A 23,938-nucleotide genomic window follows, 5' to 3' on the forward strand; every position below is an offset into this window, starting at 1 on the left:
GATCAGACCTCGCGCTCGGGCAGGCACAGCGGGCGATTGCCGTCGGCGCGGATGAAGTCGACGATCTCCATCACCTCGGGCGTGGCCGAATAGGTCTCGACCACGTCGTCCAGGCGCTCCTGGAAGGTGCCTTCGTCGGCGAACATCAGACGATAGGCCGCGCGCAGCGCGTTGATCGTCTCGCGCGAGAAGCCCCGGCGCTTGAGGCCGACGAGGTTCAGGCCCTCCAGGTGGGCATGGTTGCCCCACACCGAACCGTAGGGGATGACGTCCTTGGTCACAGCCGCCAGGCCGCCGATGAAGCTGTAGCGGCCCACGCGCGAGAACTGGTGGATGGCGGCCAGGCCGCCGACGAACACGAAGTTGCCGACGTCGACATGGCCGCCCAGGGTCGCGCCCTTGGCCAGCACGACGTTGTCGCCGACCGCGCAGTCGTGGGCCACGTGGGCCTCGGCCATGAAGAAGCCGTCGGCGCCGATGGTGGTCACCCCGCGGCCCGAGGCCGTGCCGGTGTTCATCGTCACCTGCTCGCGGATGGTGTTGCGCGGGCCGATGACCAGCTGCGTGCGCTCGCCCTTGTAGCCCAGGTGCTGGGGCGGACCGCCGAGCGCCGAGAAGGCGTGGACCACGGTGTCCTCGCCGATGGTGGTGACGCCATCGACCACCACGTGCGACAGCAGGCGCACGCGCGCCTCCAAGGTCACGTCAGGGCCGACGATGCAGAACGGCCCGATCTCGACGTCGTCACCCAGCTTGGCGCCGGCGTCGACGATGGCGGTCGGATGGACTTTGGTCATTTCGTCGGGGTCTCCACGACCATGGCGGCGAACTCGACCTCGGCGGCGACCTTGTCGCCGATCTTGGCCACGCCCTTGAACTTGAAGATGCTGGAACGCGCGCGCAGGACCTCGACCTCCATGCGCAGGACGTCGCCCGGGCGCACGGGGTTGCGGAAGCGGGCGTTGTCGACCGACATGAAGAAGATCGTCTTGCCGGCGGTGTCGACTTCCAGCGACTTGCTCATCAGCACCGCGCCCGTCTGGGCCAGGGCCTCGATGATCAGCACGCCCGGCATCACCGGGTTGCCCGGGAAGTGGCCTTGGAAGAACGGCTCGTTCACCGTCACGCACTTGATGCCGACGATCGACTTGTGAGGCTCGTAGGCTTCGGCCCGGTCGACCAGCAGGAACGGGTAGCGGTGCGGGATCCGGTTCAGGATCTCGGCGATGTCGATGTCGGTCTGCGGGGCCGCGGTTTCGGTCTGGCTCATGCCTCGTCTTTCATCCCCCGGCTGCGCGCGCTGCGCGACAGCCATGCGGTTTCTCGCAGCCACCGTTTGATCGGTCGCGCGGGAAACCCTGTCCATGTCTCGCCCGCCGGCACGTCCTTGAACACCGAGGCGGACGCCCCGATGCTGGCGCCGGGGCCGATCGTCAAGTGGTCGGCGACGCCGGCCTTGCCGCCGAAGGCGACGCCGTCGCCGACGACGGTGGTGCCCGACAGCCCGGTATAGGCCGCCAGCACGCAGTTACGGCCCAGCTGCACGTTGTGCGCAACGTGGACCAGATTGTCGATCTTGGTGTTCTCGCCCACCGTGGTGTCGTCGAACGCGCCGCGATCGATGCAGCTGTTGGCGCCAAGCGTCACCCCGTCCTGCAGGACCACGCGGCCCAGCTGCGGAAGGTCGACCACGCCCCTGGCGCCGGGCGCGGCGCCGAAGCCGGCCTCGCCGACCGCCGAGCCGGCATGCAGGCTGACGCGGTCGCCGATCAGGGCGAACCCGACCACGGCGTTGGCGCCGACGAAGCAGTCGCGGCCGATGGCGACGCCCGGACCGATGACGGCGCCGGGACTGATCGTGGTGCCGCGGCCGATGCGGGCGTCCTGGCCGATGACCACGCCGGGCGACAGGCGCACGCCCTCCTCCAGCACGGCGGAGGGATGGATGGCGGGCGCGTCGGCGTCGTGGCGACGCGGCGCGTACAGCAGCGCCGTCGCGGCGGCCCAGGCGGCCTGCGGATGCGGCGTCAGCAGCACGGCGCAGCCTTCCGGCGCGAACTCGCGATGCTGCGGGCGCATGAAGATCGCGCCGGCCTTGCAGGCCGACAGGCCCTTGGCCCTGCGCGGATCGGAAAGGAAGGAAACGGCGTCCGGTCCCGCGCCGTCCAGCGGCGCGACGGTGGCGATCAGGCGCTCGCCCAGGCTGGGATCAGCCAGTTCCGCGCCTCCGGCCTTGGCCAGGACGGACACGGAAACCGGACCCAGGGTCTCGAAAAAACGGGGGTCCGGCATGCAAACCTCTCGACGACGGCCGTCCCGGGAATCGCCCGATACGGACGAAGTGTAGGCGGCCGAAAGCCGCCCCGAGTCAATGCCGTAACGGAAAGCGCCCGCCCAGCCCGAAAGGCCGAGCGGGCGCTCCCAGTGCTTAGCGCTGCAGTTGGGCGGCCAGCTGGGCGGCTTGCTGCGGCGTCAGCTTGGTGCGCTCCAGGGCCTGGAAGGTGCCGGCCTTGCCGCGGGCGTCCAGGGCGGCGACGATCTGCGGGGTGATGTCCATGGCCGGGTTGAAGATGGCCACGGCGCTGCGCTCGAGGAGCACGCCGCACTGCTTGGACTGATAGGCCGAGATCACGGCCGGCTGCAGCTCGGTCGAGTAGGCCTGCTGGGCGCTTTCGTTCGTGGCGAACAGCTCCATCTGCATGTGGGCGACGTCACGCTGCAGGGCGCTTTGCTCCAGCTCCAGGTCGGCCTTCTGCTTTTCGCGAGCGTTGATGTCGGCGGCCGGGGTCTTGGCGGCGGCGTTGAAGGTGTCGATCTTGGTCTGCAGGGCCTTCTCGCGGGCCGACAGCGGCTGCTCGGCGGTGGTCTGCAGGGCCTTGATGCGGGCGTCCATGGCCTTGCCGGTCTGCGACGCGCCGCGCACGCCGCCGGCCGAGAAGACGCAAAGGCTGGCGATCGGCGCGCCATGAGTGATCGCCGGGGCGGCCGGGGCGGCCGGAGCCTTGGCGAGCGGGGCGGCGGCTTGAGCGAAGGCGCCCGAGGCCACGGCGAACGCGGCCAGACCCGAAGCGGCGGCGGCGAAGAACTTGGAGGACATGTCGTCTAAAGCCTTGTGGAGATTAGAAACGAGTGGAGGTGGAGAAACGGAAGGTTTCCGTCCGGTCGTAGTCTTCCTTCGCCAGGATGCGGCTGATGTCGAACCGGATCGGTCCCATCGGCGACTTCCAGTCGATGCTGACGCCGGCCGAAGCGCGCAGACCAAGGTTGTCCCTGATCGTCTCGCTGAACTTGCCGGGCGAAACTTGGCGGTCAACGTCGTCCAGCTGGCCGGCGGTGCCGAAGTCGGTGAACAGCGCGGCCTTGATGCCGTACTGCTCGGGCAGGAAGGTCGGGACGGTCAGTTCCAGCGACCCGATCGCGTACAGCTTGGCGCCCAGGGCGCTGTTGTCGCTGGCGGTGTCGCGCGGGCCGATACCGGCCGTCTCGAAGCCGCGGAACGTCTGGCCGCCCTTGTAGAAGCGGTCGTTGATGCGGACGCTGTCGCCGCCCCAGCCTTCGATGTAGCCCGCCGAACCGGTGGCGCTGAACACGAAGTCCTTGTTGAAGCCCCAGTACCAGCCGCCGTCGACCTCGGTCTTGAGGTAGTTCACGTCGCCGCCGAAACCGGCGAGGTCCTGGTTCAGGTCGGCGAAGAAGCCGCGGGTCGGACGCAGCGGATCGTTCCGCTTGTCCAGGCGCAGGCCGTAGCCGACCAGCGAGGTCATGTAGGCGCCGCGCTGCAGGCAGAGGATCGTCGAGACGCTGCCGTTGGCGCAGTAGCTGTCTGCCACGTCCACCTCGTCCTGGCGCAGGGTGTACCGCAGGCTCATCGAGGTGTTTTGCGTCAAGCCGAAGCCCATGGTGAAGCCGCCGCCGATCGACTTGGTGTCGTAGGCCGCGAACTCGCTGAGGTCATATCGGTACGAATAGAGGTTCACGCCCGCGGCCAAATTACGGCCCAGGAAGCGCGGCTCGGTGAACGCGAAGTCGACCTGCTGCCGCAGCGAGCCCACCGACACGCGGGCGCGCAGGTTCTGGCCGCGGCCGCGGAAGTTGCGCTGGGTGACGCCGACATCCAGAACCAGCTGGTCGACCGAGCTATAGCCGGCGCTGAACGACAGTTCGCCCGTCGGCTGTTCCTCGACCTTGACCCGCAGGTTGGTGCGGTCCGGCGCGGCGCCGGGCACTTCCTCGATGGTCACGTCCTTGAAGAAGCCCAGGCGGCGCATGTTGTTGCGCGAGCGGTCGACCAGCACGCGGTTGTAGGCGTCGCCCTCGGCGACTTCCATTTCGCGGCGCAGGACGTAGTCCAGCGTGGCGGTGTTGCCGACGATGTCGATCCGGTCGACGTAGACGCGCGGGCCTTCACGCACCGAGAACACGACGTCGACCGTCTGGGTCTCGCGGTTGGGCACGTATCGCGGACGCACGTCCACGAAGGCGAAGCCGGCCGCGCCCGCCGCGAAGGTCAGGGCGTCGGTGGCCTGCTCGATGCGCTCGTCTTCGTAGATCTGGCCGGTCTTGATCGGCAGGATCTGGGCAAGCAGGTTGCCGTCCAGCTTCTTCAGCTCGGTTTCGACGGTGACCTTGCCGAACTTGTACTTGGGGCCTTCGTCGATCGTGTAGGTGACCGCGAAGCCGTTCTTGTCGGTGGCCAGCTCGGCCGTGGTGGCCACGACGCGGAAGTCGAAGAAACCGCGGTTGCGGTAGTACTTGCGCAGTTGCTCGCGGTCGTACTCGATCCGGTCAGGGTCGTAGTTGTCGTTGCTGGTCAGGAACTTGTACCAGTGCGACTCCTTGGTGACGATGACGTCGGAGAGCTCGTTGTCCGAGAACTCCTTGTTGCCCAGGAAGTTGACGCCCAGGACGCCGCTCTTGGGGCCTTCGTTGATCTCGAACACCAGGTCGACGCGCTTCTGCGGCAGCTCGACCACCTTGGGCGTCACGGTCGCCGAGATGCGGCCCGAGCGGCGGTAGAGTTCGATGATGCGCTGGACGTCGGCCTGCACCTTGGCGCGGGTGAAGATGCCGCGCGGACGGATCTGCACCTCGTCCTTCAGCTTGTCTTCCTTGAGCGCCGAGTTCCCCTCGAAGACCACCTGGTTGATGATCGGGTTCTCGACGACCTTGACCACCAGGTCGCCGCCGACCAGCTCGATCGAGACGTCGGCGAACAGGTCGGTGCGGGCCAGGGTCTTCAGCGCCAGGTCGAGGCGCGCGGGATCGACCGTCTCGCCCGGCTGGATCGGCAGGTACGAGAGCACCGTGCCCGACTCGATCCGCTCGTTGCCCTGCACCACGATGCGCTGCACCACGCCCGAGGTCTGGGCCTGGGCGAACGCCACCTGGGGCGCGATCAGGGCGGTGGAGCCGAAGAGAAGCGCAACGCCGGTGGCGAACGCGGCGCTATGGGCGCGAATTTTGCTCATGGGACCAATCATGGACGGGCGGCGGTCGTTCACGTGAACAGGCCGCCGATGAATTTGAACACGTCGTAGCGGTTGAGATCGTTCCAGGCCGCGAACAGCATGAAACAGAGGATCAAGGCAAGGCCGGCGCGGAACCCGGCGGCCTGGAAGTCGGCCCGCAGAGGACGCCGGAAGACGGCCTCGTAGGCGTAGAGCAGCAGATGCCCGCCATCCAGCACCGGGATCGGCAGCAGGTTCATGAAGCCGATGCTGACCGACAGGCTGGCGATCAGGATCGCCTGGCTGGCGACCGTGCGGATGATCATGGTCTTCAGGTCGGGCGCGCCCTCGACGCTGGCCTGGGTCACCGCGCCGGCGGTCTTGCCGATGCCGATGATGCCGCTGATCTGGTCGGCCGGCAGTTGGCCCGTCACCAGGCGCCCGAGATAGAAGCCGATGGTCTTGAGCATGTCCCAGACCTGCACGGTGGCGCGGGGGATCGCCATCCAGACCGAGGACCGTTCGAAATAGCCGCGACCGCCGAGCGACACGCCCAGACGGCCGACCTTCACGCGGCCGGCGATCTCGTCCTTCTGCTCGACCAGGGTCGGCGTGGCGGTGAGCTCCAGCGTCTGCTGGGCGCGCTGCACGGTGAACTGCACAGGCAGCTTGGCGCGCAGGCTCACATAGGCGGCGACGTCGCGATAGCTCTCGACCGCCCTGCCGTCCATCTTCACGATCACGTCGGCGGGCTTGAAGCCGGCGGCGGCCGCCGCGCTCTTGGGCTCGATGGCCTGCACGATGACCTGGGTCTTCAGGTCGCCGATGGCCACCTGCATCACGGCGAAGACCAGGATGGCCAGGATGAAATTGGCGATCGGACCGGCGGCGGCGATGATCGCCCGCTGCCAGACCGGCTTGAAATGGAAATACTGCTTGAGCGCCGCGGCGCCCTCACGATCGGCGATCTCGCGCTTCATCGCGTCCAGGTCGTTCTGGTCGGGCACGCTGGCGGCGTTCTCGTCACCGGCGAAGCGAACGTAGCCGCCGAGCGGGATCGAGGCGATGCGCCACTCCACGCCGTGCTTGTCGCGCCAGGAAATCAGGGGCGCGCCAAAGCCGATGGAGAAGCGATCGATCGCCACCCCGCAAGCCCGCGCGGCCCAGTAGTGTCCAAGCTCGTGCACCGTCACCACGACGGACAGCACGATGACCATGGACACGATCGCGATCAGAAGACCGATCATCGGCTTGGAATCAGAGCTCCCCGGTCACTTTCCTAATGCCGCTTGTGAGCGACAACCTCGGCCGCAATACGGCGAGCGGAACCGTCGATCATGACGGCTGTATCAAGAACGTCACCTGCCGTTACGGCGAGGTCCCCTACCCCGTTCATGCGTTCCAGCGTCCCCTCAACCGACGCGGCAATATCGAGAAAGCCGATCTGTCGGTCAAGGAAAGCCGCGACCGCGACTTCATTCGCCGCGTTCATGGCCGTCGGCGCGCCGCCGCCCAGGCGCAGGGCCTCGCGCGCGACGCCCAGAAGCGGGAAGCGGGCAAGGTCCGGATCCTCGAAGGTCAACTGGCCATAGGCGCCCAGATCCAGGGGCTTGGCCGGCCAGGACAGGCGTTCGGGCCAGGAATAGGCGTAGGAGATCGGGCTGCGCATGTCGGGCGGGCCCAACTGCGCCAGGGTCGAGCCGTCGGTGTACTCCACCAGGCTGTGAATCACCGACTGCGGGTGGATGACGACGCCGATGCGCTCCTCCGGCGTATCGAACAGGTAGGAGGCCTCGATCATCTCAAGCCCCTTGTTCATCATCGACGCGGAATCGACCGAGATCTTGGCCCCCATCGACCAGTTTGGATGGGCGATCGCCTGTTCGGGCGTGGCCTTCTCCATCTGCTCGCGGCTCCAGGTGCGGAACGGACCGCCCGAGGCCGTCAGGATCAGGCGCGCCACGCGGTCCAGGCAGGCCGGCTGCAGCACCTGGAAGATCGCCGAGTGTTCGGAATCGACCGGTATCACCGTCCCGCCCGCCTCGCGCGCGATGCGCAGCAGTTCGGGACCCGCGCAGACCAGGCTTTCCTTGTTGGCCAGGGCGACCACGGCGCCGGTGCGGGCCGCTGCGAGCGTCGGGGCAAGGCCCGCCGCGCCGACGATGGCCGACATCACCCAGTCGGCGCCCATGGCCGCGGCCTCCGCGACGGCGGCCGGACCGGCCGCGGCCTCGACGCCGGAACCGGCCAGGCGCTCGCGCAGGTCGCCCAGAAGGGCCTCGTCCTCGATCACCGCCAGCTTCGGGCGCCAGCGCAGCGCCTGCTGCGCCAGGCGCTCGACGTTGCGGCCGGCCGCCAGGGCCAGGATCTCGACCGGGACCTTGGACTGCTCGAAGAGATCGAGGGTGGAAACGCCGATAGAGCCGGTCGAACCGAGCACCACCACCTTACGCATGGTCAAGGCAGCCATCCCCACTGATCGAACAGGCGCACGGCGGCGACGACGATGGCGGCGAACATCAGGCCGTCGACACGGTCCAGCAGGCCGCCATGGCCAGGGATCAGGTCGCCCGAATCCTTCACGCCGAACCGGCGCTTGAGCATCGATTCCCAGAGGTCGCCGGTCATGGTGGCCAGACCGCCGAGAAAGCCGATGACGGCAGCGACGGGCCAGGTCAGGTCCATGTCGGGCAGGCGCGGCAGGGCCTCGGCCAACAGGTCGACGCCGATCGCCGCCAGGGCCGCGGCCAGCAGGCCGCCGAAGAAGCCAGACCAGGTCTTGTTGGGCGAGAACCGGGGCCACAGCTTGGGGCCCTTGAAGATGCTGCCGCTGACGTAGGCGAAGATGTCGGCGAACCAGGTCACCGCGAACAGCAGGAGCGTCCACGACAGGCCTGCCGGGCTGAGACGCAGCCACAGCAGGGTGATGCAGGCCGGCGCGATGTAGATCACGCCGTAGGCCGCGTCGGCCCGGCGCTCCACCGCGCCGCGGGCCAGCAGGGCCGCGGCGACAGCGCCGGCGGCGGCCAGCGGCCAGGTCAGGATGTAGTGGCCGCGGAACGCCGCGACCAGCGAGATCAGCACGGCCACGCCGACGGCCACGGCCACGCCGACCGGAGCCTTGGGCGCGCTCATCATGCCCCATTCGCGCGCCAGCAGCGCGGTGCAGACGGCCAGCAGCAGCAGGAACCACACGCCGCCGAACCAGACGGCGGCCACGACCGTGGGCACGAGCACCGTGGCCGATGCCACGCGCGTACCCAGATTGCTCCAGTTGAAGCGCTTAGCCGGCGACGGCGACGTCATCGGCCGCAATGCCTCCATAGCGCCGGTCACGGCTACGATATTCCGCGACGGCGGCGGCCAGGTGCTCGGGGCCGTAGTCGGGCCACAGCACGTCCTGGAAAACCAGTTCGGCGTAGGCGCATTCCCAAAGCAGGAAGTTCGAGATCCGGTGCTCGCCGCTGGTGCGGACGATCAGGTCCGGCGCCGGCGCGGCCGAGGTCGACAGGAACGAGCCGAACATCGCCTCGTCCAGGTCGGACGCCCTCGCCTCGCCCCGCTCCACCCGCTCGGCGAACCGGCGCGCGGCGTCGGCGATATCGGCCTGGCCGCCATAGTTGAAGGCCACCTGCAGCAGGAAGCTGTCGTTATGGGCGGTGCGGCGCTCGGCGCGCTCGATCACTTCCAGCACGTCGGGCGCCAGGCCGGTGCGCCGGCCGATGATCCGTACGCGCACGCCTTCGCGGCTCAGCCGGTCGAGGTCCGATTCGACATAGGCCTTGAGCAGGCCCATCAGCTCGGAGACCTCCTGGGCCGGACGACGCCAATTCTCGGTCGAGAAGCCGAACACCGTCAGCACGCCGACTCCGGCCGCGGGCGCGCCCTCGACCGTGCGCTTCAGCGCGTTGACGCCGGCCCGGTGACCCAGCGCGCGCGGCATGCCGCGACGCTTGGCCCACCGGCCGTTGCCGTCCATGATGATGGCCGCATGCAATCCCGCGCCGGCCTCGCCCCCGGGGCGCGCGGTCTTGGTCTGCAGGCCGGTCTTCGGCGACATGCGCTCTTAGCCTTCCCTTCTCATCCCCCAGGCGTCCACCTTAGAGGACGATCAGACCTGCATGATCTCTTGTTCCTTGGTTTTCAAGGCCTCGTCGATGCGCTTGATCGCCTCGTCGGTCAGCTTCTGGACCTCGGTTTCCATCTTCTTGCGCTCATCCTCGTTGATGGCGCTGTCCTTCTCGGCCTTCTTCAGATCGTCGTTGGCGTCGCGGCGAACGTTGCGGACGGCGATCTTCTGTTGTTCGGCGTACTTGCCGGCGATCTTCGAGAGGTCCTTGCGGCGCTCCTCGGTCAGCGGCGGGATCGGAATGCGCAGGTTCTGGCCTTCGACCACCGGGTTCAGGCCCAGGCCCGAGGCGCGGATGGCCTTCTCGACCGAGACGACGACGCCCCGATCCCAGACGCTGACGTTGATCTGGCGCGGCTCGGGCACGCTGACCGAAGCCACGGCGTTCAGCGGCGTGCTCGAACCGTAGGCTTCGACCATCACCTGGTCGAGCAGGCTGGCCGAGGCGCGGCCGGTGCGCAGGGAACCGAACTCGTCCTTCAGGGCGAGCACGGCCTTGTCCATGCGGTCTTTATAGCGGGAAAGGACGGGCTTTTCGGCGGCGGCCATGGCTTGGGCTCTCTTCGCTTTGAATGATCAGGCGTTCGCGACGACGGTGTGCGTGCCTTCGCCACGCAGCACGCTGAGCAGGTTACCCCGCCCCTTGATCGAGAACACCACGATCGGGATGTTGCTGTCGCGCATCAGCGCGACCGCCGAGGCGTCCATGACGCGCAGGTCCTTGGCCAGCACGTCCATGTAGGTCAGGCGGTCGTAGCGCTGGGCGGTCGGATCCTTCTTGGGATCGGCGGTATAGACGCCGTCGACGCTGGTGCCCTTGAACAGGGCGTCGCACTGCATTTCGGCGGCGCGCAGGGCGGCGGCGGTGTCGGTGGTGAAGAACGGGTTGCCGGTGCCGGCGGCGAAGATCACCACGCGGCCCTTCTCGAGGTGGCGCTGGGCGCGGCGGCGGATGTACGGCTCGCAGACCGTGGCCATCGGGATGGCCGACTGCACGCGGGTCTCGACGCCGATGCGCTCGAGGGCGTCCTGCATGGCCAGGGCGTTCATCACGGTGGCCAGCATGCCCATGTAGTCGGCGCTGGAGCGCTCCATGCCCTTGGCCGCCCCGGCCATGCCGCGGAAGATGTTGCCGCCGCCGATCACCAGGCACAGCTCGACGCCGGACTTGACGATCTCGGCGATGTCCAGGGCGACGGATTGAACGGTGTTGGTATCGATCCCGTAGGGCGTGTCGCCCATCAGCACTTCGCCGGAAACCTTGAGCAGAAGGCGACGATACGGCTTGGCGGGGGTGGGATCGGACATGAACCGGGCTCTTCCTGAGTCGTCGGCACGCACCATAGTGCGCGTTACACAAAAGTGGGATCGGTTTTGCGCCATACCGGCGCGTCGCCGTTCAAGCGCAAAAAAAGGGCGCGGCGCGCGTCAAACGCGCCGCGCCCTTGCTTTGTCGACCTTGGAGGCGGCGGACCGAGGCCCGTCGCCTTCATTGTCTTAGCTGGCCTTAGGCCTGGCCGGTCATCGAGGCGACTTCGGCGGCGAAGTCGTCCTGCTTCTTTTCCACGCCTTCGCCCAGGGCGAGACGGGTGAAGCCCTTCACGGTGATCGGCGCGCCGAGGGTCTTGCCGGCTTCGGCAACCAGCTGCTCGACGGTCTGGTCCGGGTTCATGACGAAGGCTTGCTTCAGCAGCACGACTTCTTCCAGGAACTTGCGGATGCGGCCTTCGATCATCTTCTCGATGACCGAAGCCGGCTTGCCCGACTCCAGCGCCTGCTCGGTGAACACGGCCTTTTCACGCTCGATGGCGGCCGGGTCCAGATCGTCCGGCGACAGCGACAGCGGAGCGGTCGCGGCCACGTGCATGGCGATCTTGCGGCCCAGCTCGCGCAGGGCGGCCTTGTCGCCGGTCGACTCGAGCGCGACCAGCACGCCGATGCGGCCGAGGTCCGGCGCGGTGGCGTTGTGGACGTACGAGGCGACGACGCCGTTCTCGACGCTGTGCTTGGCGGCGCGGCGGACCATCATGTTCTCGCCGATCGTGGCGATCAGGTTGGTCAGGTGGTCCTGCACGGTCTCGCCGCCGGCCAGCTTGGCGCCGGTGATGGCGTCGATCGAGCCGTCGGTGCCCAGGGCGGCGCCGGCGATCTGACGAGCGGCGACCTGGAACAGGTCGTTGCGCGACACGAAGTCGGTTTCGGCGTTCACTTCGACGGCGGTCGCGGTTTCACCAGCGCCGTTTTCCGACACGGCGATGGCCACCAGGCCTTCGGCGGCGGCGCGATCAGCCTTCTTGGCGGCCTTGGACAGACCCTTGGCGCGCAGCCAGTCGATGGAGGCCTCGATGTCGCCGTTGTTCTCGGCCAGGGCCTTCTTGCAGTCCATCATGCCGACGCCGGACTTCTCGCGCAGTTCCTTGACCAGCGCAGCCGTGATCTCAGCCATGGAAAATCTCCAGATTCAAACGTTTAGCGACCGGGCTTGATAGCCCGGTCGCGTGTCGGTAGCGCGACGACCGCCAGCCCTCTCGACGAGAGCCGGCGATCGAAGAGAAATCAGCCGGCGGCCGATTCGTCGGCGGCCGGAGCGGCGACTTCTTCAGCAGCAGCTTCCGGGGCGGCCGCTTCGGGAGCGGCTTCCGGGGTCAGTTCGCGGGCCAGGGCCGGCTCGATCGGAGCGACCGAAGCGCCCAGGTCGACGCCCGAGGCGGCTTGACCGGCGGCCAGGCCGTCCAGGACGGCGTCGGCGACCAGGTCGCAGTACAGCTGCAGGGCGCGGGCGGCGTCGTCGTTACCCGGGATCGGGTAGGTGATGCCGTCCGGATCGCAGTTGGTGTCGAGGATGGCGACGACCGGGATGTTCAGCTTGCGGGCTTCGAGGATCGCGATCGCTTCCTTGTTGGTGTCGATCACGAACATGATGTCGGGGATGCCGCCCATGTCCTTGATGCCGCCCAGCGACAGCTCCAGCTTGTCGCGCTCGCGGGTCAGCTGCAGCAGTTCCTTCTTGGAACGGCCGGCGCCTTCGCCGCCCATGATGCCTTCCAGCTCACGCAGGCGAGCGATCGAGCCCGAGACGGTGCGCCAGTTGGTCAGGGTGCCGCCGAGCCAGCGGTGGTTGACGTAGTACTGGGCGCAGCGCTTGGCGGCCGTGGCGACCGGATCCGAAGCCTGGCGCTTGGTGCCGACGAACAGCACGCGGCCGCCGGCGGCGGCGACTTCACGGACCTTCACCAGGGCCTGGTGCAGCAGCGGGATGGTCTGCGACAGGTCGATGATGTGGATGTTCGAGCGCGAACCGAAGATGTAGCGGTCCATCTTCGGGTTCCAGCGGTGCGTCTGGTGGCCGAAGTGGGCGCCGGCTTCCAGGAGCTGACGCATGGAGAATTCGGGAAGAGCCATCGGGCCTTTATCCTTTTTCCGGTTGAACCTCCGTGGACACCCCCGCTCCAGACCATTCTGGAGACGGGACCGGAACGGCGACGACGGGATGTCTCCCCGACGCTGCCGAACGTCCACGTGTGGAATGGCGCGCAGATAGTCGTGAAACGCGGAGAATGCAAGCCTTTCCCGACGCGGACCGGTCGCGGGGGCCGTTCTTCCCGAACATTCGCGGCCCGGCGCACGTGCTGGCCTTCGACAATGATCCGGGGCGCCGGACCGAATTGAAGCGCGAAGAACGCTCATGGGCTGGGATGACGGTGCGACCCGCCTTTATGGGCGACCGAGCACGCCTTTCCGCAGCCTGCTTGCGCTCCATTGCCTAGCCAGACCCCGCAGGATTGAGTTCAATTCGAAAACGCCCCTTCAACGTGCGCTACCGGATCCCGATGCCCGATCTCTCGCGCCTGTCCGACGCCGAACGCCGCGCCCTGCTGCTGCTCGCCCACGGCCACACGGCCAAGACCGCGGCGGTCGAACTGGGGGTCAGTGAAGGCTCGATCAACGAGCGGCTGCGCGAGGCGCGGCGCAAGGCGGGGGTGGGCAGCAGCCGGCAACTGGCCCGCATCGTGGCCGCCGAAGCGCAGGTCGGAAAAGACAAGGCCGCGCCCCAGGAAAATCGGGACAGGAAAATCGGGATGGCCGCGCCCGCCACGCAGGACCAAGGGCGAAGGCGAGACCTCACCCCGTGGGCCGTCTGGCCCGTCATCGCCGGAGCCATGACCATGATCGCGCTAGCCGCCTCGATCGGCGCATTCGTCGCCCTCGCCGTCGCCCGCCAACCCGCCCCGCCCGCACCTTCCGGGACGGTAGCGGCCCGGGCGGTCCGGGCGGCCACGCCCTCCCGGCCGCGCGTCGTGGCGGTCTCGCCCATGCCCGGCGCTGTTGTGCCAGCCGGCCGCCTGGCCCTGACCGTCACCTTCGACCAGCCGATGCAGGCCGGCTGGTCGTTCGTCGCCCGTGATCCGACCACCTATCCCGCCTGCGAACGCGCGCCCAGGCAGTCGGCCGACCGCCGCAGCTTCACCCTGGCCTGCACGGTAGAGGCCGGACGCGAATATGAGGTCGGCTTCAACAGCGACCGCCACCGCAACTTCGCCTCCGAAACCGGCGCCCCGGCGATCCCGGCCATGGTGAGGTTCAAGGCGCGTTAGGGGCCGGCGCCCAGTTGACCGCGCCATGAGCCCGGATGCCCCAACGGCCCTGGCCAGGCGCTCAATTTCCTTAGGCCTAGACGGCCTTGGCCATCGACCAGCCCTCGGTCTCGATCCTCTCAATCATCGCTGCTCGCCCAGCAGCGGCAGGCGGGCATTGTGGATGTTCATCCGGGAGCTCCCGGCTCTGGAAGGGGAGCGTCGCAACCCGAGCTTCGTTCAAGCCCCTGGGGTGAACGGCATTGATAACTTCGGCCTCCAGCCAAGGCGGGCGGAGAGGAGCCGCCTCTTCGTCCCGCGCCTGGCCTGTCCCCTTGGAAAATCCCGACCCAACAGATCGCGACGCGCTCGTTCGGCCAGGCGACAACCTCTCAACCAACACCCCGTGCCCAGGGGCGTCGTCACGCCGGCCGCGGCGCAGCGGAGGGTCGGAAGCTCCGCCCGTTCCAAACTGGTGAGCGTAGGCGGTGCGGACCGCAGGCAAGCTCCGCCGCCCTGCCGACCAGTCTTGCGCTACCCAGTCGGGCCCAGCCCACCGCTGTCCGGCCACCAGAGCCGCAACCCACTGCCCCGCCCCAAAAAACAAAAACGCAGGCCCGCCCCTTCAGCGCCGGTCCGCTGCGGCGTTGTGCGCCGCCCCCCCCCCTGTTGGAGGGTGGCGAGGCCGCAGCATGCCCCTGGTCACCGCCCGCCTACCGCCTCGAGCTTCGCCGGCCTTCGTCCAAGCGGATGGGCCGGCGGGCCGCTGCGCCTCTTCGCGTTCAGAACGACTTGCCGTCGACCTGCTGCGGCTCGAGCCCGAAGACGTCGACGCCGTCGATGCAGCGGACATTGATCGCCGCCATCTTCGCGCCGTTCGGGGCCTCGCCCCGAGCGAAGGATTCGATGCCGCAGTCGGCGCAGAACAGATGCTGGATCTTGCCGGTGTTGAACCGGTACTCGCTCAGGACGTCCTCGCCCGACAGCAGGGTGAAGTCGTCGATCGGCGCGAAGGCCAGGACCGAGCCCAGCTTGCCGCAGCGCGAGCAGTTGCAGGTGATGGTCTGCGACAGGTCGGCCTCGACCTCGAAGCGGACCTTGCCGCATTGGCAGCCGCCGGTGTGCTTGCTCATGGTTTCCTCCCAGAACCGCCGGCCAAGGAGGCAGGCGTCTTCGATCATACCGGTCGGATAGGGCCGAGCGCCCCTCCCTCGTCGCATCCAGTACGCTGACGGTCAGGATCCACGCCCCGGGACCGCCAGCGCCATCCCGACCACCTTAAGGTCTATCAACCGCGCCCAGGCCTGAGCCGACGCTCCACGCCGGACCACTCAGCACCGGCTTCCTCAGCCACCCCGCCCGATCGCCGGGCGCAAGACCCGCCAAAGCCAACCGGGAGGCCCTAAGGGGAAAGACCGCTAGATGTCTTCCAGCAGCGCCACGCCCGGCGCGGTCTTCAGCGCCCCTCGCAGCGAGGCGTCCAGCGTATAGCGCCCCGGCAACTTCAGCTCGATCTCCCGGCCGCCGCCCAGGGCCGCGACGAAACTGATCTCGCCGCCCTTCTGGGTCGCGGCCGGCTCGATGCGGCGCTTGAGGGCCTCGATCTCCGTAGCCGCCGGCGACAGGTGCACCCGCAAGCCCGCCACGACGTTCTCTATGGCCCTTTCGATCGGCTCGGCGTCGTCGCCGAAGAAGCGCACCTCGCCGTCGCGGGCCTTGGAGCGGACCTTGATGACCACGCCCTTGCCCGGCTCCAGCACGTCGCGGCACTTGCGCAGGGATTCCGGCGGGAACAGCACCTCGTACTCGCCCGACGGGTCCGACAGCGAGACGAAGGCGAAGCGCTCGCCGCTCTGGGAGGCGCGCTCCTGGCGACGACGGACGATGCCGCACATGCGCAGGGCCTCGGCTCCAGCCTCGGCCTGGGCCATGGCCTCGGTCAGCATCACGGTGCGCCGGCGGCGCAGCATGCCGACCATGTCCTCCAGCGGGTGCCCCGTCAGGTAGAAGCCGACCGCCGACAGTTCCTCGTCCAGCAGGTCGACCTGGGTCCAGGGCTCGACCTTCTTCAGGCGCGGCCGGCTGGCGGCCGCGTCGCCGCCGAACAGGGCGTGCTGGCCGCCCTGCCGGTCGGCCGCGACGCTCTGGCCGTGGGCGATCAGCACGTCGGCGTTGGCGAACACCTGGGCGCGGTTCTTGTTGAACGAGTCGAAGGCCCCGGCCCGCGCCAGGTTTTCGATGGCGCGCTTGTTGACCTGCTTGGGATCCACCCGCTCGACGAAGTCGAAGATGTCGCGGAACGGACCGCCCTCGTCGCGCACCGCCACGAGGTGCTTCATGGCTTCCAGGCCGACGTTGCGCACCGCGCCGAGCGCGTAGAGCACCTCGCCGTTCTCGACCTCGAAGTCGGCGCCCGAGCGGTTCACGTCCGGGGCCCGGACGGTGATGTTGAAGCGGCGGGCGTCCTGGTGGAAGACCGCCAGCTTGTCGGTGTTGGAGATATCCAGGCTCATCGACGCGGCGAGGAACTCGACCGGCGTATTGGCCTTCAGCCAGGCCGTCTGGTAGGCGATCAGGGCGTAGGCGGCCGCGTGGCTCTTGTTGAAGCCGTAGCCGGCAAACTTGGCCACCAGTTCGAAGATCGAGCCCGACTGCTCCTCGGGCACGCCCTTCTCCTTGGCGCCGGAGACGAAACGGATCTTCTGGAGATCCATCTCCTCCTTCTTCTTCTTACCCATGGCGCGACGCAGCAGGTCGGCCTCGCCCAGGCTGTAGCCGGCCAGGATCTGGGCGATCTGCATCACCTGCTCCTGGTAGACGATGACCCCGTAGGTCTCGCGCAGCACGCCCTCGAGCGACGGGTGCAGGGTGTCGACGGGCTTTCGGCCGAACTTGCAGTCGACGAAGGTGTCGATGTTGTCCATCGGGCCCGGACGATAGAGCGAGATCAGCGCGGTGATCTCCTCGATCGAGCCGCAGCGCATCTTGCGCAGGGTGTCGCGCATGCCCTGGCTTTCGAGCTGGAATACGCCGACCGTCTGGCCCGAGGCCAGCAGCTCGTAGCTCTTGGTGTCGTCGAACGGCAGGCGGCCCAGGTCCACTTCCATGCCGCGCTTGCGCAGGTGCTTCACCGCGCGGTCGAGCACGGTCAGGGTCTTCAGGCCCAGGAAGTCGAACTTCACCAGCCCCGCGCTCTCGACCCACTTCATGTTGAACTGGGTGGCCGGGAAATCCGAGCGCGGATCCTTGTAGAGCGGGGTCAGCTGGGTCAACGGCCGATCGCCGATGACCACGCCGGCGGCGTGGGTCGAGGCGTTGCGGAACAGGCCTTCCAGCTGCAGGGCCACGTCCAGGCAGTTGGAGACGTTGGCGTCCTCGTTCTTGGCCTGTTTTAGGCGCGGCTCGATGTCGATGGCCTGGGCCAGGGTCACCGGGGCGGCCGGATTGTTGGGCACCATCTTGCAGAGACGATCCACCAGGCCCAGCGGCAGCTGCATCACCCGACCGACGTCGCGCAGCACGGCGCGGGCCTGCAACGAACCGAAGGTGATGATCTGGGCCACGCGGTCGCGGCCGTACTTGTCCTGCACGTAGGCGATCACCTCTTCGCGTCGCTCCTGGCAGAAGTCGACGTCGAAGTCAGGCATGGAGACCCGCTCGGGATTGAGGAAGCGCTCGAACAGCAGGCCGAAGCGCAGCGGGTCGAGATCGGTGATGGTCAGCACCCAGGCGACCAGCGAACCGGCGCCCGAACCCCGCCCCGGACCGACCGGGATGCCGTGGTCCTTCCCCCACTTGATGAAGTCGGAAACGATCAGGAAGTAGCCGGGGAAGCCCATCTTGACGATGATGCCGAGCTCGAAGTCGAGCCGCTCCCAGTAGACGTGCTCTTCCATCGCCAGGGTCAGGCCCTCTAGGCGCATGCGCAGGCCTTCACGGGCCTGGTGGGCCAGCTCTTCGGCTTCGTTGCGGCCGTCGCCGGTGGGGAAGCTGGGCAGGATGGGATCGCGCTTCTTGACCATGAAGGCGCAGCGTCGGGCGATGTCGAGGGTGTTGTCGCAGGCCTCCGGCAGGTCGGCGAACAGCTTGCGCATGTCGTCGGCCGGCTTGAACCAGTGCTCGGGCGTCACCCGGCGACGCTCGTCCTGGCCGACGAACGACCCGTCGGCGATGCACAGCAGCGCATCGTGCGCGTCATAGAGTTCAGGCTTGGCGTAGTAGCAGTCGTTGGTCGCGACCAGCGGCGCGTCGTGGTCGTAGGCCCAGTCGACGAGACCAGGCTCGGCCGCCGCCTGCTGCGGCAGGCCGTGGCGCTGGAGTTCGACATAGAAGCGATCGCCGAACACCTGCTGCATCTCGGCCAGGGCCGCATTGCCCTCGGCCGTCTTGCCGGCGGCGAACAGGCTGTCGACAGGCCCGTCGGTTCCGCCCGACAGCAGGATCAGGCCTTCGGAATACTCGACCACCTTGGCCCAGGGCACGACCGGTTCGGCCAATTCGCCGCTTTCCAGGTAGGCCAGGGACGACAGTTCCGAGAGGTTCAGATAGCCCCGCTCGTTCTGCACCAGCAGGGTGATGGTCGGCTCGCGCGCCCAGCGCTCGGCCGGCTTGGCGCCGATGCCCTTCACCGGCAGGGCGCAGCCGATGATCGGCTGGACGCCGTTGTCCTTGGAATAGACGGAGAACTCCAGGGCGCCGAACAGATTGGCCCGGTCGGCGATCCCCGCGGCGGGCATGCCGCCGGCGGCGGCCATGCCCGGGATCTTGTCGGCCTTGATGGCCCCTTCCAGCAGCGAATAGGCCGACCGGACGCGGAGGTGGACGAAACCCTGACCTTCCACACCCGACATGACCAGACCCTCGCTGCTATTCGACTCAGGCCACCAACTGGGCGACCGAACACATCATCCAGACGAAGCCGGCGACAGATACAAGCGCCAAAGACTCACGCGCGATCCGGACCATACCATCCCTCCACAGCTCGTTGGCCAGTTGCCTTTTTGTTCTATATTCCCCTTTCGTTCTCACCACAATAGTCCACAGGCAAGTTGCGAGCTTTTTTGTCACGCGGGGCCTATCGCCGCGGATCAACCGGGCGGCTCTGGCCTTGGCCGTCGGAACACGGCAGAAGCCCCGCCATGCGCCTGATCATCGACACCGACACCGCCGGAGACGACGTCTTCTCCCTGATGCTCGCCCTGCGCCGCCCGGGCGTGAACGTCGAGGCCATCACCATCAGCCACGGCAATGTCGGCTTCGAACAGCACGCCGAGAACGCCCTGGTGACGCTGGAGGCCTGCGAGACCGCCGGCGTTCCGGTCTATCTGGGCGCGGGCAAACCGTTCAGCCGCCTTCCGCTGGACGCCGCCTACGTGTTCGGCGAGGACGGCATGAGCGACGCGGCGTTCCCCAAGGCGGCCCAGCGCCCCTCCCCCGGCCACGCGGCCGACGAGATCGTGCGACGGGTGATGGAGGCGCCTGGCGAGATCACGCTGCTGGCCCAGGCGCCGCTGACCAACATCGCCCTGGCCGTGCTGCGCGAGCCGGCGATCGCCAAGGCCGCCAAGGCCCTGTGGGTCATGGGCGGCGCCGACAACGGCGTGGGCAACGTCACGCCGGCGGCCGAGTACAATTTCTATGTCGATCCCGAGGCGGCCAAGATCGTCGTCAACGCGGGCTTCGACCTGCACGTGGTGACCTGGACCGAAACCCTGCGCGACGGCCTGCTGACGACCGCGCAACTGGGCGAGCTCGACGCCCTGGGCACGCCGCGCGCGGCGTTCTTCACCAAGGTCAACGAGGCTTCACTGGCCTTCGCCCGCGACACCGAGGGCCTGGACGGCAGCCTGCACCCCGACGCCCTGACCTGCGCGGCCATGCTCGACGAGACCCTGGTGCTCGAGGCCGAGCGCTGCGTGATCGACGTGGAGACCATGGGCGAGCTGACGCGCGGCTATCTCAGCGTGTCGCACTCGATCCTGCCGGACATCGAGATCGCCGACCCGGCCCTGAAGCGCCGCGAGCCTAACGCCCGGGTCATCAAGAAGATCGACCAGGCCGGGTTCTTCGCGGCGATGCGGCAGGCGCTTCTCTGAATTCAAGCTGGTGCGTGTTCCTCGTCCTTCGACAGGCTCAGGATGAGGAATAGGGCAAGGCCACGCATCCGAGAACCTCACCCAGAGCTTGTCGAAGGGCGAGGTTTTCGCCCCTGCCTAGAACGTCTGCGGCTCCAGGTGGCCGTCGCGCAGGGCGAAGACCCGGTCCATGTAGCGGGCCAGCTCCATGTTGTGGGTGGCGATCAGGGCGGCCACGCCCTGCCCGCGCGCCAGGTCGTAGAGCGCCTGGAAGGTGGCGGCCGAGGTCGCCGGATCGAGGTTGCCGGTCGGCTCGTCGGCCAGCAGCAGCTTGGGCGAGTTGGCCAGGGCCCGGGCGATGGCCACGCGCTGCTGCTCGCCGCCCGACATCTGGCCGGGCTGGTGATCCACGCGAGCGGCAAGGCCCAGTTGGCTCAGAAGCCCCACGGCCCGCTCGCGGGCCTCGGCCCGGCGACGGCCGGCGATCATCTGCGGCAGTTCCACGTTTTCCGCAGCCGTGAACTCCGGCAGCAGGTGGTGGAACTGGTAGACGAAGCCCACGGTCGACAGGCGCACCTTGGTGCGCTGGCGCTCGGAGAGCTTGGAGCAGTCCTTGCCGTCGACGGCGATGATGCCGGCGTCCGGGCGCTCCAGCAGCCCCGCGGCGTGCAGCAGCGACGACTTGCCCGACCCCGACGGGCCGATCAGGCCCACGACCTCGCCCGGATAGACGTCGAGGTCGGCGCCGCGCAGCACGGTCAGCTTGCCGGCCTCGGTGACGTAGGTGCGCTCGACGCCGCGCAGCGACAGGACGGGGCTACTCATAGCGAAGGGCCTCAACGGGATCGAGGCGCGAGGCCCGCAGCGCCGGCGGCAGGGTCGCCAGCACGCTCATCAGGGTGGAGATCGAGACGACGCCGCCCACCTCGACCCAGTCGATCTTGGCCGGGATATGGGCCAGGAAATAGATGTCGGCGCTGAACACGGCCGTGCCGGTGGCCCATTCGACGAAGTTCTGGATGGCGGTGATGTTGGCGCAGAACAGGACGCCCAGCAGCAGGCCCATCAGGGTGCCGGCCAGGCCGATCGAGGCGCCGGCCATGATGAAGATGCGCAGGATCGACGACTGGCTGGCGCCCATGGTGCGCAGAATGGCGATGTCGCGGCCCTTGTTCTTCACCAGCATGACGAGGCCGGAGATGATGTTGAGGGTGGCGATGGCGACGATGAAGAACAGGATCAGGCGCATGACCTTGCGCTCGACCTGCAGCGCGTTGAAGTAGCTGCTGTTCTTGTCCATCCAGTCGGTAATGAAGGCGCCCGGCCCCACGGCCTGTTCGATGGCGGCCTTGGCCTGCTTGGCGTTGTCGGGGTCGGTCAGCTTGACCTCGACGTAGTCGATGGCCGTGTCGCGCCCGAAGAACAGCTGCGCCTGGGCCAGCGGCATCATCACGTAGCTCTCGTCGAACTGGCTCATGCCGACGCTGAACACGCCGCCGACGACATAGTCCTTCTCGCGGGTCGAGGTCCCGAAGGCCGTGGCCGGGCCGGACGGCGAGATCAGGGTGATCGGATCGCCGACCGAAAGACCAAGGTTGCGGGCCATGCGGTCGCCGATCAGCACCATGTCGCCGCCGTACTCGCCCTCGCCGTAGCCGTCGAGCGAGCCCTGCTTGATGTTGCTGGAGATCAGCTTCATGCCGCGCAGGTCGGCGGGGTTCACGCCCCGCACGATGGCGCCGGTCACCTGGTTGGGACCGATGACCATGGCCTGGGCCTCGACCAGGGGCGCGGCCTGAATCACGCCGGGGCTGGCCTTGATGCGGGCGATGACGCCCTCGCGGTCGGGGCCGTTGACCAGCGGCCCCTGCGCGTAGATGTGGCCGTTGAAGCCGAGCAGCCGGCCGAGAAGCTCGGCGCGGAAGCCGTTCATGACGCTCATCACGGTGATGAGGGCGAATACCGCCAGCATCACCGCGCTGAACGAGATCACCGAGATCAGGGCGACGCCGCCGTTCTTGCGCTTGGTGCGCAGGTAACGCCAGGCGACCGTCCGTTCCCAGATCCCGAAAGGCCCCGCGCCGAGCGCCATCAGGCGGCCTTGCCGGTCAGGCGGGCGATGACCGCGTCGAGCGGCTCGGAGACGCGTTCGCCGGTCTTGCGGTTCTTCAGCTCGACCACGCCGTCGGCGATGCCCTTGGGCCCGACGATCAGCTGCCAGGGCAGGCCGATCAGGTCCATGGTGGCGAACTTGGCGCCGCCGCGAGCATCGGTGTCGTCATAGAGCACGTCGACGCCGGCGGCCTGCAGGGCCTTGTAGGCGCTGTCGCAAGCCGCGTCGCAGGCGCCGTCGCCCTGGCGCATGTTGACGATGCCGACGTGGAACGGCGCGACGCTTTCGGGCCAGATGATGCCGCCTTCGTCGTGGCTGGCCTCGATGATCGCGCCCAGCAGGCGCGAGACGCCGACGCCGTAGCTGCCCATCTGGGCCGGTACTTCCTTGCCGTCCGGACCCATGACATAGGCCTTCATCGGCTCGGAATACTTGGTGCCGAACGAGAAGATGTGGCCGACCTCGATGCCGCGGGCCGACAGGCGGTCGCCCTCGGGGATCGCGTCGAAGGCGGCTTCGTCGTGCATCTCCTCGGTCGCGGCGTACAGCGCCGTGCGCTGGTCGACGAGAGGCTGCAGGTCGCCGTACCAGTCGACGTCTGCCCCTGGGGGATCCATCTCGACCAGGTCCTTGTGGCAGAAGACGGCGCTTTCACCGGTTTCGGCCAGGACGATGAACTCGTGGGACAGGTCGCCGCCGATCGGGCCGGTGTCGGCGCGCATCGGCACGGCCTTCAGGCCCATGCGGGCGTAGAGGTTGAGGTAGGCCACGAACATGCGGTTGTACGACTTGCGCGCGCCCTCGGCGTCGAGGTCGAAGCTGTAGGCGTCCTTCATCAGGAACTCGCGGCCGCGCATCACGCCGAAGCGCGGACGGCGCTCGTCCCGGAACTTCCACTGCACATGGTAGAGGTTCTTGGGCAGGTCCTTGTAGCTGCGCACCGAGGCGCGGAAGATCTCGGTGACCATTTCCTCGTTGGTGGGCCCGTACAGCAGCTCGCGCTCGTGACGGTCGGTGATGCGCAGCATCTCCGGGCCGTAGGCGTCGTAGCGGCCCGACTCGCGCCACAGGTCGGCCAGTTGCAGGGTCGGCATCAGGAGCTCGACGGCGCCGGCGCGATCCATCTCCTCGCGGACGATCTGCTCGACCTTGTTGAGCACCCGCAGGCCCAGTGGCAGCCAGGCGTAGATGCCGGCGGCCTCCTGGCGGATCATGCCCGCGCGCAGCATCAGCTGGTGCGACACGATCTGGGCGTCGGAGGGAGCTTCTTTCAGGACGGGCAGGAAGTAGCGCGACAGGCGCATGGACGAGACGTCTCCGGGAGTATTCGAGGCGTTGAGATAGCCGGTCGCCGTTCAGCTTGGCAACGCGCGCGGCGAAAAGATGACGTTTTGAGTGTCGAGGGCGTCCGACTGTCGAAAGAGTTGGGCGAGGCCGCGCTCTCTTCGGCCAACGCCCCGAGCGGAGCCATAACGAAAAGAAGGCCGCGCGGTTCAATCGCGCGGCCGTTCAAGTTCATCGTCGGGGAAGACGCCACAGAGCAAGGCCGAACCCGGCCTCGTCATTACAGTCTACGACCGTCGAACGGCTGTTGGGGCATG

General features: G+C 67.9%; 21 protein-coding genes. 2 read left to right on the forward strand and 19 right to left on the reverse strand.

Going from position 1 to position 23,938, the window contains the following annotated elements:
• Positions 1–2: 2 nt before the first annotated feature.
• The 13 genes from lpxA to rpsB all read right to left on the reverse strand — a co-directional run bounded on the left by lpxA (position 3) and on the right by rpsB (position 12,978).
• Positions 3–797, reverse strand: a complete 795-nt coding sequence (lpxA, locus tag V6S85_RS09910) for an acyl-ACP--UDP-N-acetylglucosamine O-acyltransferase (protein ID WP_116564625.1) — start codon at positions 795–797, stop codon at positions 3–5.
• Positions 794–1,270 (reverse strand): 3-hydroxyacyl-ACP dehydratase FabZ, encoded by a 477-nt coding sequence (gene fabZ / locus V6S85_RS09915; protein ID WP_109101924.1) that lies wholly within the window; start codon positions 1,268–1,270, stop codon positions 794–796. The genes lpxA and fabZ overlap by 4 nt, the downstream gene beginning before the upstream one ends.
• On the reverse strand, positions 1,267–2,292 hold the full coding sequence (gene lpxD, locus V6S85_RS09920; protein WP_334348838.1) for a UDP-3-O-(3-hydroxymyristoyl)glucosamine N-acyltransferase: 1,026 nt from the start codon (positions 2,290–2,292) through the stop codon (positions 1,267–1,269). Before lpxD ends, fabZ begins: the two co-directional genes overlap by 4 nt.
• Before the next feature lie 136 nt (positions 2,293–2,428).
• Positions 2,429–3,097 carry an OmpH family outer membrane protein gene (locus V6S85_RS09925; RefSeq protein ID WP_116564629.1) on the reverse strand — a complete coding sequence of 223 codons (669 nt, stop codon included), beginning with the start codon at positions 3,095–3,097 and terminating at the stop codon, positions 2,429–2,431.
• 22 nt (positions 3,098–3,119) lie between these two features.
• Positions 3,120–5,480, reverse strand: coding sequence for an outer membrane protein assembly factor BamA (gene bamA / locus V6S85_RS09930; protein WP_116564770.1), 2,361 nt, complete (start codon positions 5,478–5,480; stop codon positions 3,120–3,122).
• 17 nt (positions 5,481–5,497) lie between these two features.
• The gene (locus V6S85_RS09935) at positions 5,498–6,694 is read right to left on the reverse strand and encodes a M50 family metallopeptidase (protein ID WP_116564631.1); all 1,197 of its coding nucleotides are present in this window, start codon (positions 6,692–6,694) and stop codon (positions 5,498–5,500) included.
• A 32-nt stretch (positions 6,695–6,726) separates the two neighbouring features.
• Positions 6,727–7,917, reverse strand: coding sequence for a 1-deoxy-D-xylulose-5-phosphate reductoisomerase (gene dxr, locus V6S85_RS09940; protein ID WP_334348839.1), 1,191 nt, complete (start codon positions 7,915–7,917; stop codon positions 6,727–6,729).
• Positions 7,905–8,753, reverse strand: a complete 849-nt coding sequence (locus tag V6S85_RS09945) for a phosphatidate cytidylyltransferase (RefSeq protein WP_334348840.1) — start codon at positions 8,751–8,753, stop codon at positions 7,905–7,907. Before V6S85_RS09945 ends, dxr begins: the two co-directional genes overlap by 13 nt.
• Complete coding sequence (gene uppS, locus V6S85_RS09950; RefSeq protein ID WP_116564636.1) at positions 8,731–9,507, reverse strand: polyprenyl diphosphate synthase; 777 nt, start codon at positions 9,505–9,507, stop codon at positions 8,731–8,733. Before uppS ends, V6S85_RS09945 begins: the two co-directional genes overlap by 23 nt.
• A 51-nt stretch (positions 9,508–9,558) precedes the next feature.
• A complete protein-coding gene (gene frr, locus V6S85_RS09955) occupies positions 9,559–10,125 on the reverse strand; it encodes a ribosome recycling factor (RefSeq protein WP_058346382.1) in 567 nt (188 codons plus the stop codon).
• 27 nt (positions 10,126–10,152) lie between these two features.
• Positions 10,153–10,884: a UMP kinase gene (pyrH, locus tag V6S85_RS09960; protein ID WP_101712968.1), complete on the reverse strand. Its 732-nt coding sequence runs from the start codon at positions 10,882–10,884 to the stop codon at positions 10,153–10,155.
• A gap of 199 nt (positions 10,885–11,083) precedes the next feature.
• A complete protein-coding gene (gene tsf / locus V6S85_RS09965; RefSeq protein ID WP_116489574.1) occupies positions 11,084–12,022 on the reverse strand; it encodes a translation elongation factor Ts in 939 nt (312 codons plus the stop codon).
• Between the two features lie 110 nt (positions 12,023–12,132).
• Complete coding sequence (gene rpsB, locus V6S85_RS09970) at positions 12,133–12,978, reverse strand: 30S ribosomal protein S2 (RefSeq protein ID WP_116564640.1); 846 nt, start codon at positions 12,976–12,978, stop codon at positions 12,133–12,135.
• A gap of 428 nt (positions 12,979–13,406) precedes the next feature.
• Here rpsB and V6S85_RS09975 point away from each other — a divergent pair, with 428 nt between their 5' ends.
• Positions 13,407–14,171, forward strand: a complete 765-nt coding sequence (locus V6S85_RS09975) for a helix-turn-helix domain-containing protein (RefSeq protein ID WP_334348841.1) — start codon at positions 13,407–13,409, stop codon at positions 14,169–14,171.
• 761 nt (positions 14,172–14,932) lie between these two features.
• Here V6S85_RS09975 and V6S85_RS09980 read toward each other — a convergent pair.
• The 3 genes from V6S85_RS09980 to sidA form a co-directional block, all read right to left on the reverse strand.
• Positions 14,933–15,283, reverse strand: coding sequence for a GFA family protein (locus V6S85_RS09980; protein WP_116564774.1), 351 nt, complete (start codon positions 15,281–15,283; stop codon positions 14,933–14,935).
• Positions 15,284–15,568: 285 nt separating this feature from the next.
• A complete protein-coding gene (gene dnaE / locus V6S85_RS09985) occupies positions 15,569–19,000 on the reverse strand; it encodes a DNA polymerase III subunit alpha (RefSeq protein WP_334348842.1) in 3,432 nt (1,143 codons plus the stop codon).
• Positions 19,001–19,025: 25 nt separating this feature from the next.
• Positions 19,026–19,115: a cell division inhibitor SidA gene (sidA, locus tag V6S85_RS09990; RefSeq protein ID WP_058346375.1), complete on the reverse strand. Its 90-nt coding sequence runs from the start codon at positions 19,113–19,115 to the stop codon at positions 19,026–19,028.
• Positions 19,116–19,288: 173 nt separating this feature from the next.
• Between sidA and V6S85_RS09995 the strand changes: the two genes are divergently transcribed.
• A complete protein-coding gene (locus tag V6S85_RS09995; RefSeq protein WP_334348843.1) occupies positions 19,289–20,245 on the forward strand; it encodes a nucleoside hydrolase in 957 nt (318 codons plus the stop codon).
• 117 nt (positions 20,246–20,362) lie between these two features.
• On the opposite strand, the gene V6S85_RS10000 is transcribed toward V6S85_RS09995, so the two are convergent.
• From V6S85_RS10000 to proS, 3 genes are read right to left on the reverse strand one after another with little or no spacing between them, the layout of a single operon-like run.
• The gene (locus V6S85_RS10000) at positions 20,363–21,049 is read right to left on the reverse strand and encodes an ABC transporter ATP-binding protein (protein WP_116489569.1); all 687 of its coding nucleotides are present in this window, start codon (positions 21,047–21,049) and stop codon (positions 20,363–20,365) included.
• Positions 21,042–22,316, reverse strand: coding sequence for a lipoprotein-releasing ABC transporter permease subunit (locus tag V6S85_RS10005; RefSeq protein WP_116564645.1), 1,275 nt, complete (start codon positions 22,314–22,316; stop codon positions 21,042–21,044). The genes V6S85_RS10000 and V6S85_RS10005 overlap by 8 nt, the downstream gene beginning before the upstream one ends.
• Positions 22,316–23,641 (reverse strand): proline--tRNA ligase, encoded by a 1,326-nt coding sequence (proS, locus tag V6S85_RS10010; protein ID WP_116564647.1) that lies wholly within the window; start codon positions 23,639–23,641, stop codon positions 22,316–22,318. The genes V6S85_RS10005 and proS overlap by 1 nt, the downstream gene beginning before the upstream one ends.
• Positions 23,642–23,938: the final 297 nt, after the last annotated feature.

The organism is Caulobacter sp. CCNWLW153, assembly GCF_036889365.1.
Lineage (GTDB): Bacteria > Pseudomonadota > Alphaproteobacteria > Caulobacterales > Caulobacteraceae > Caulobacter > Caulobacter radicis.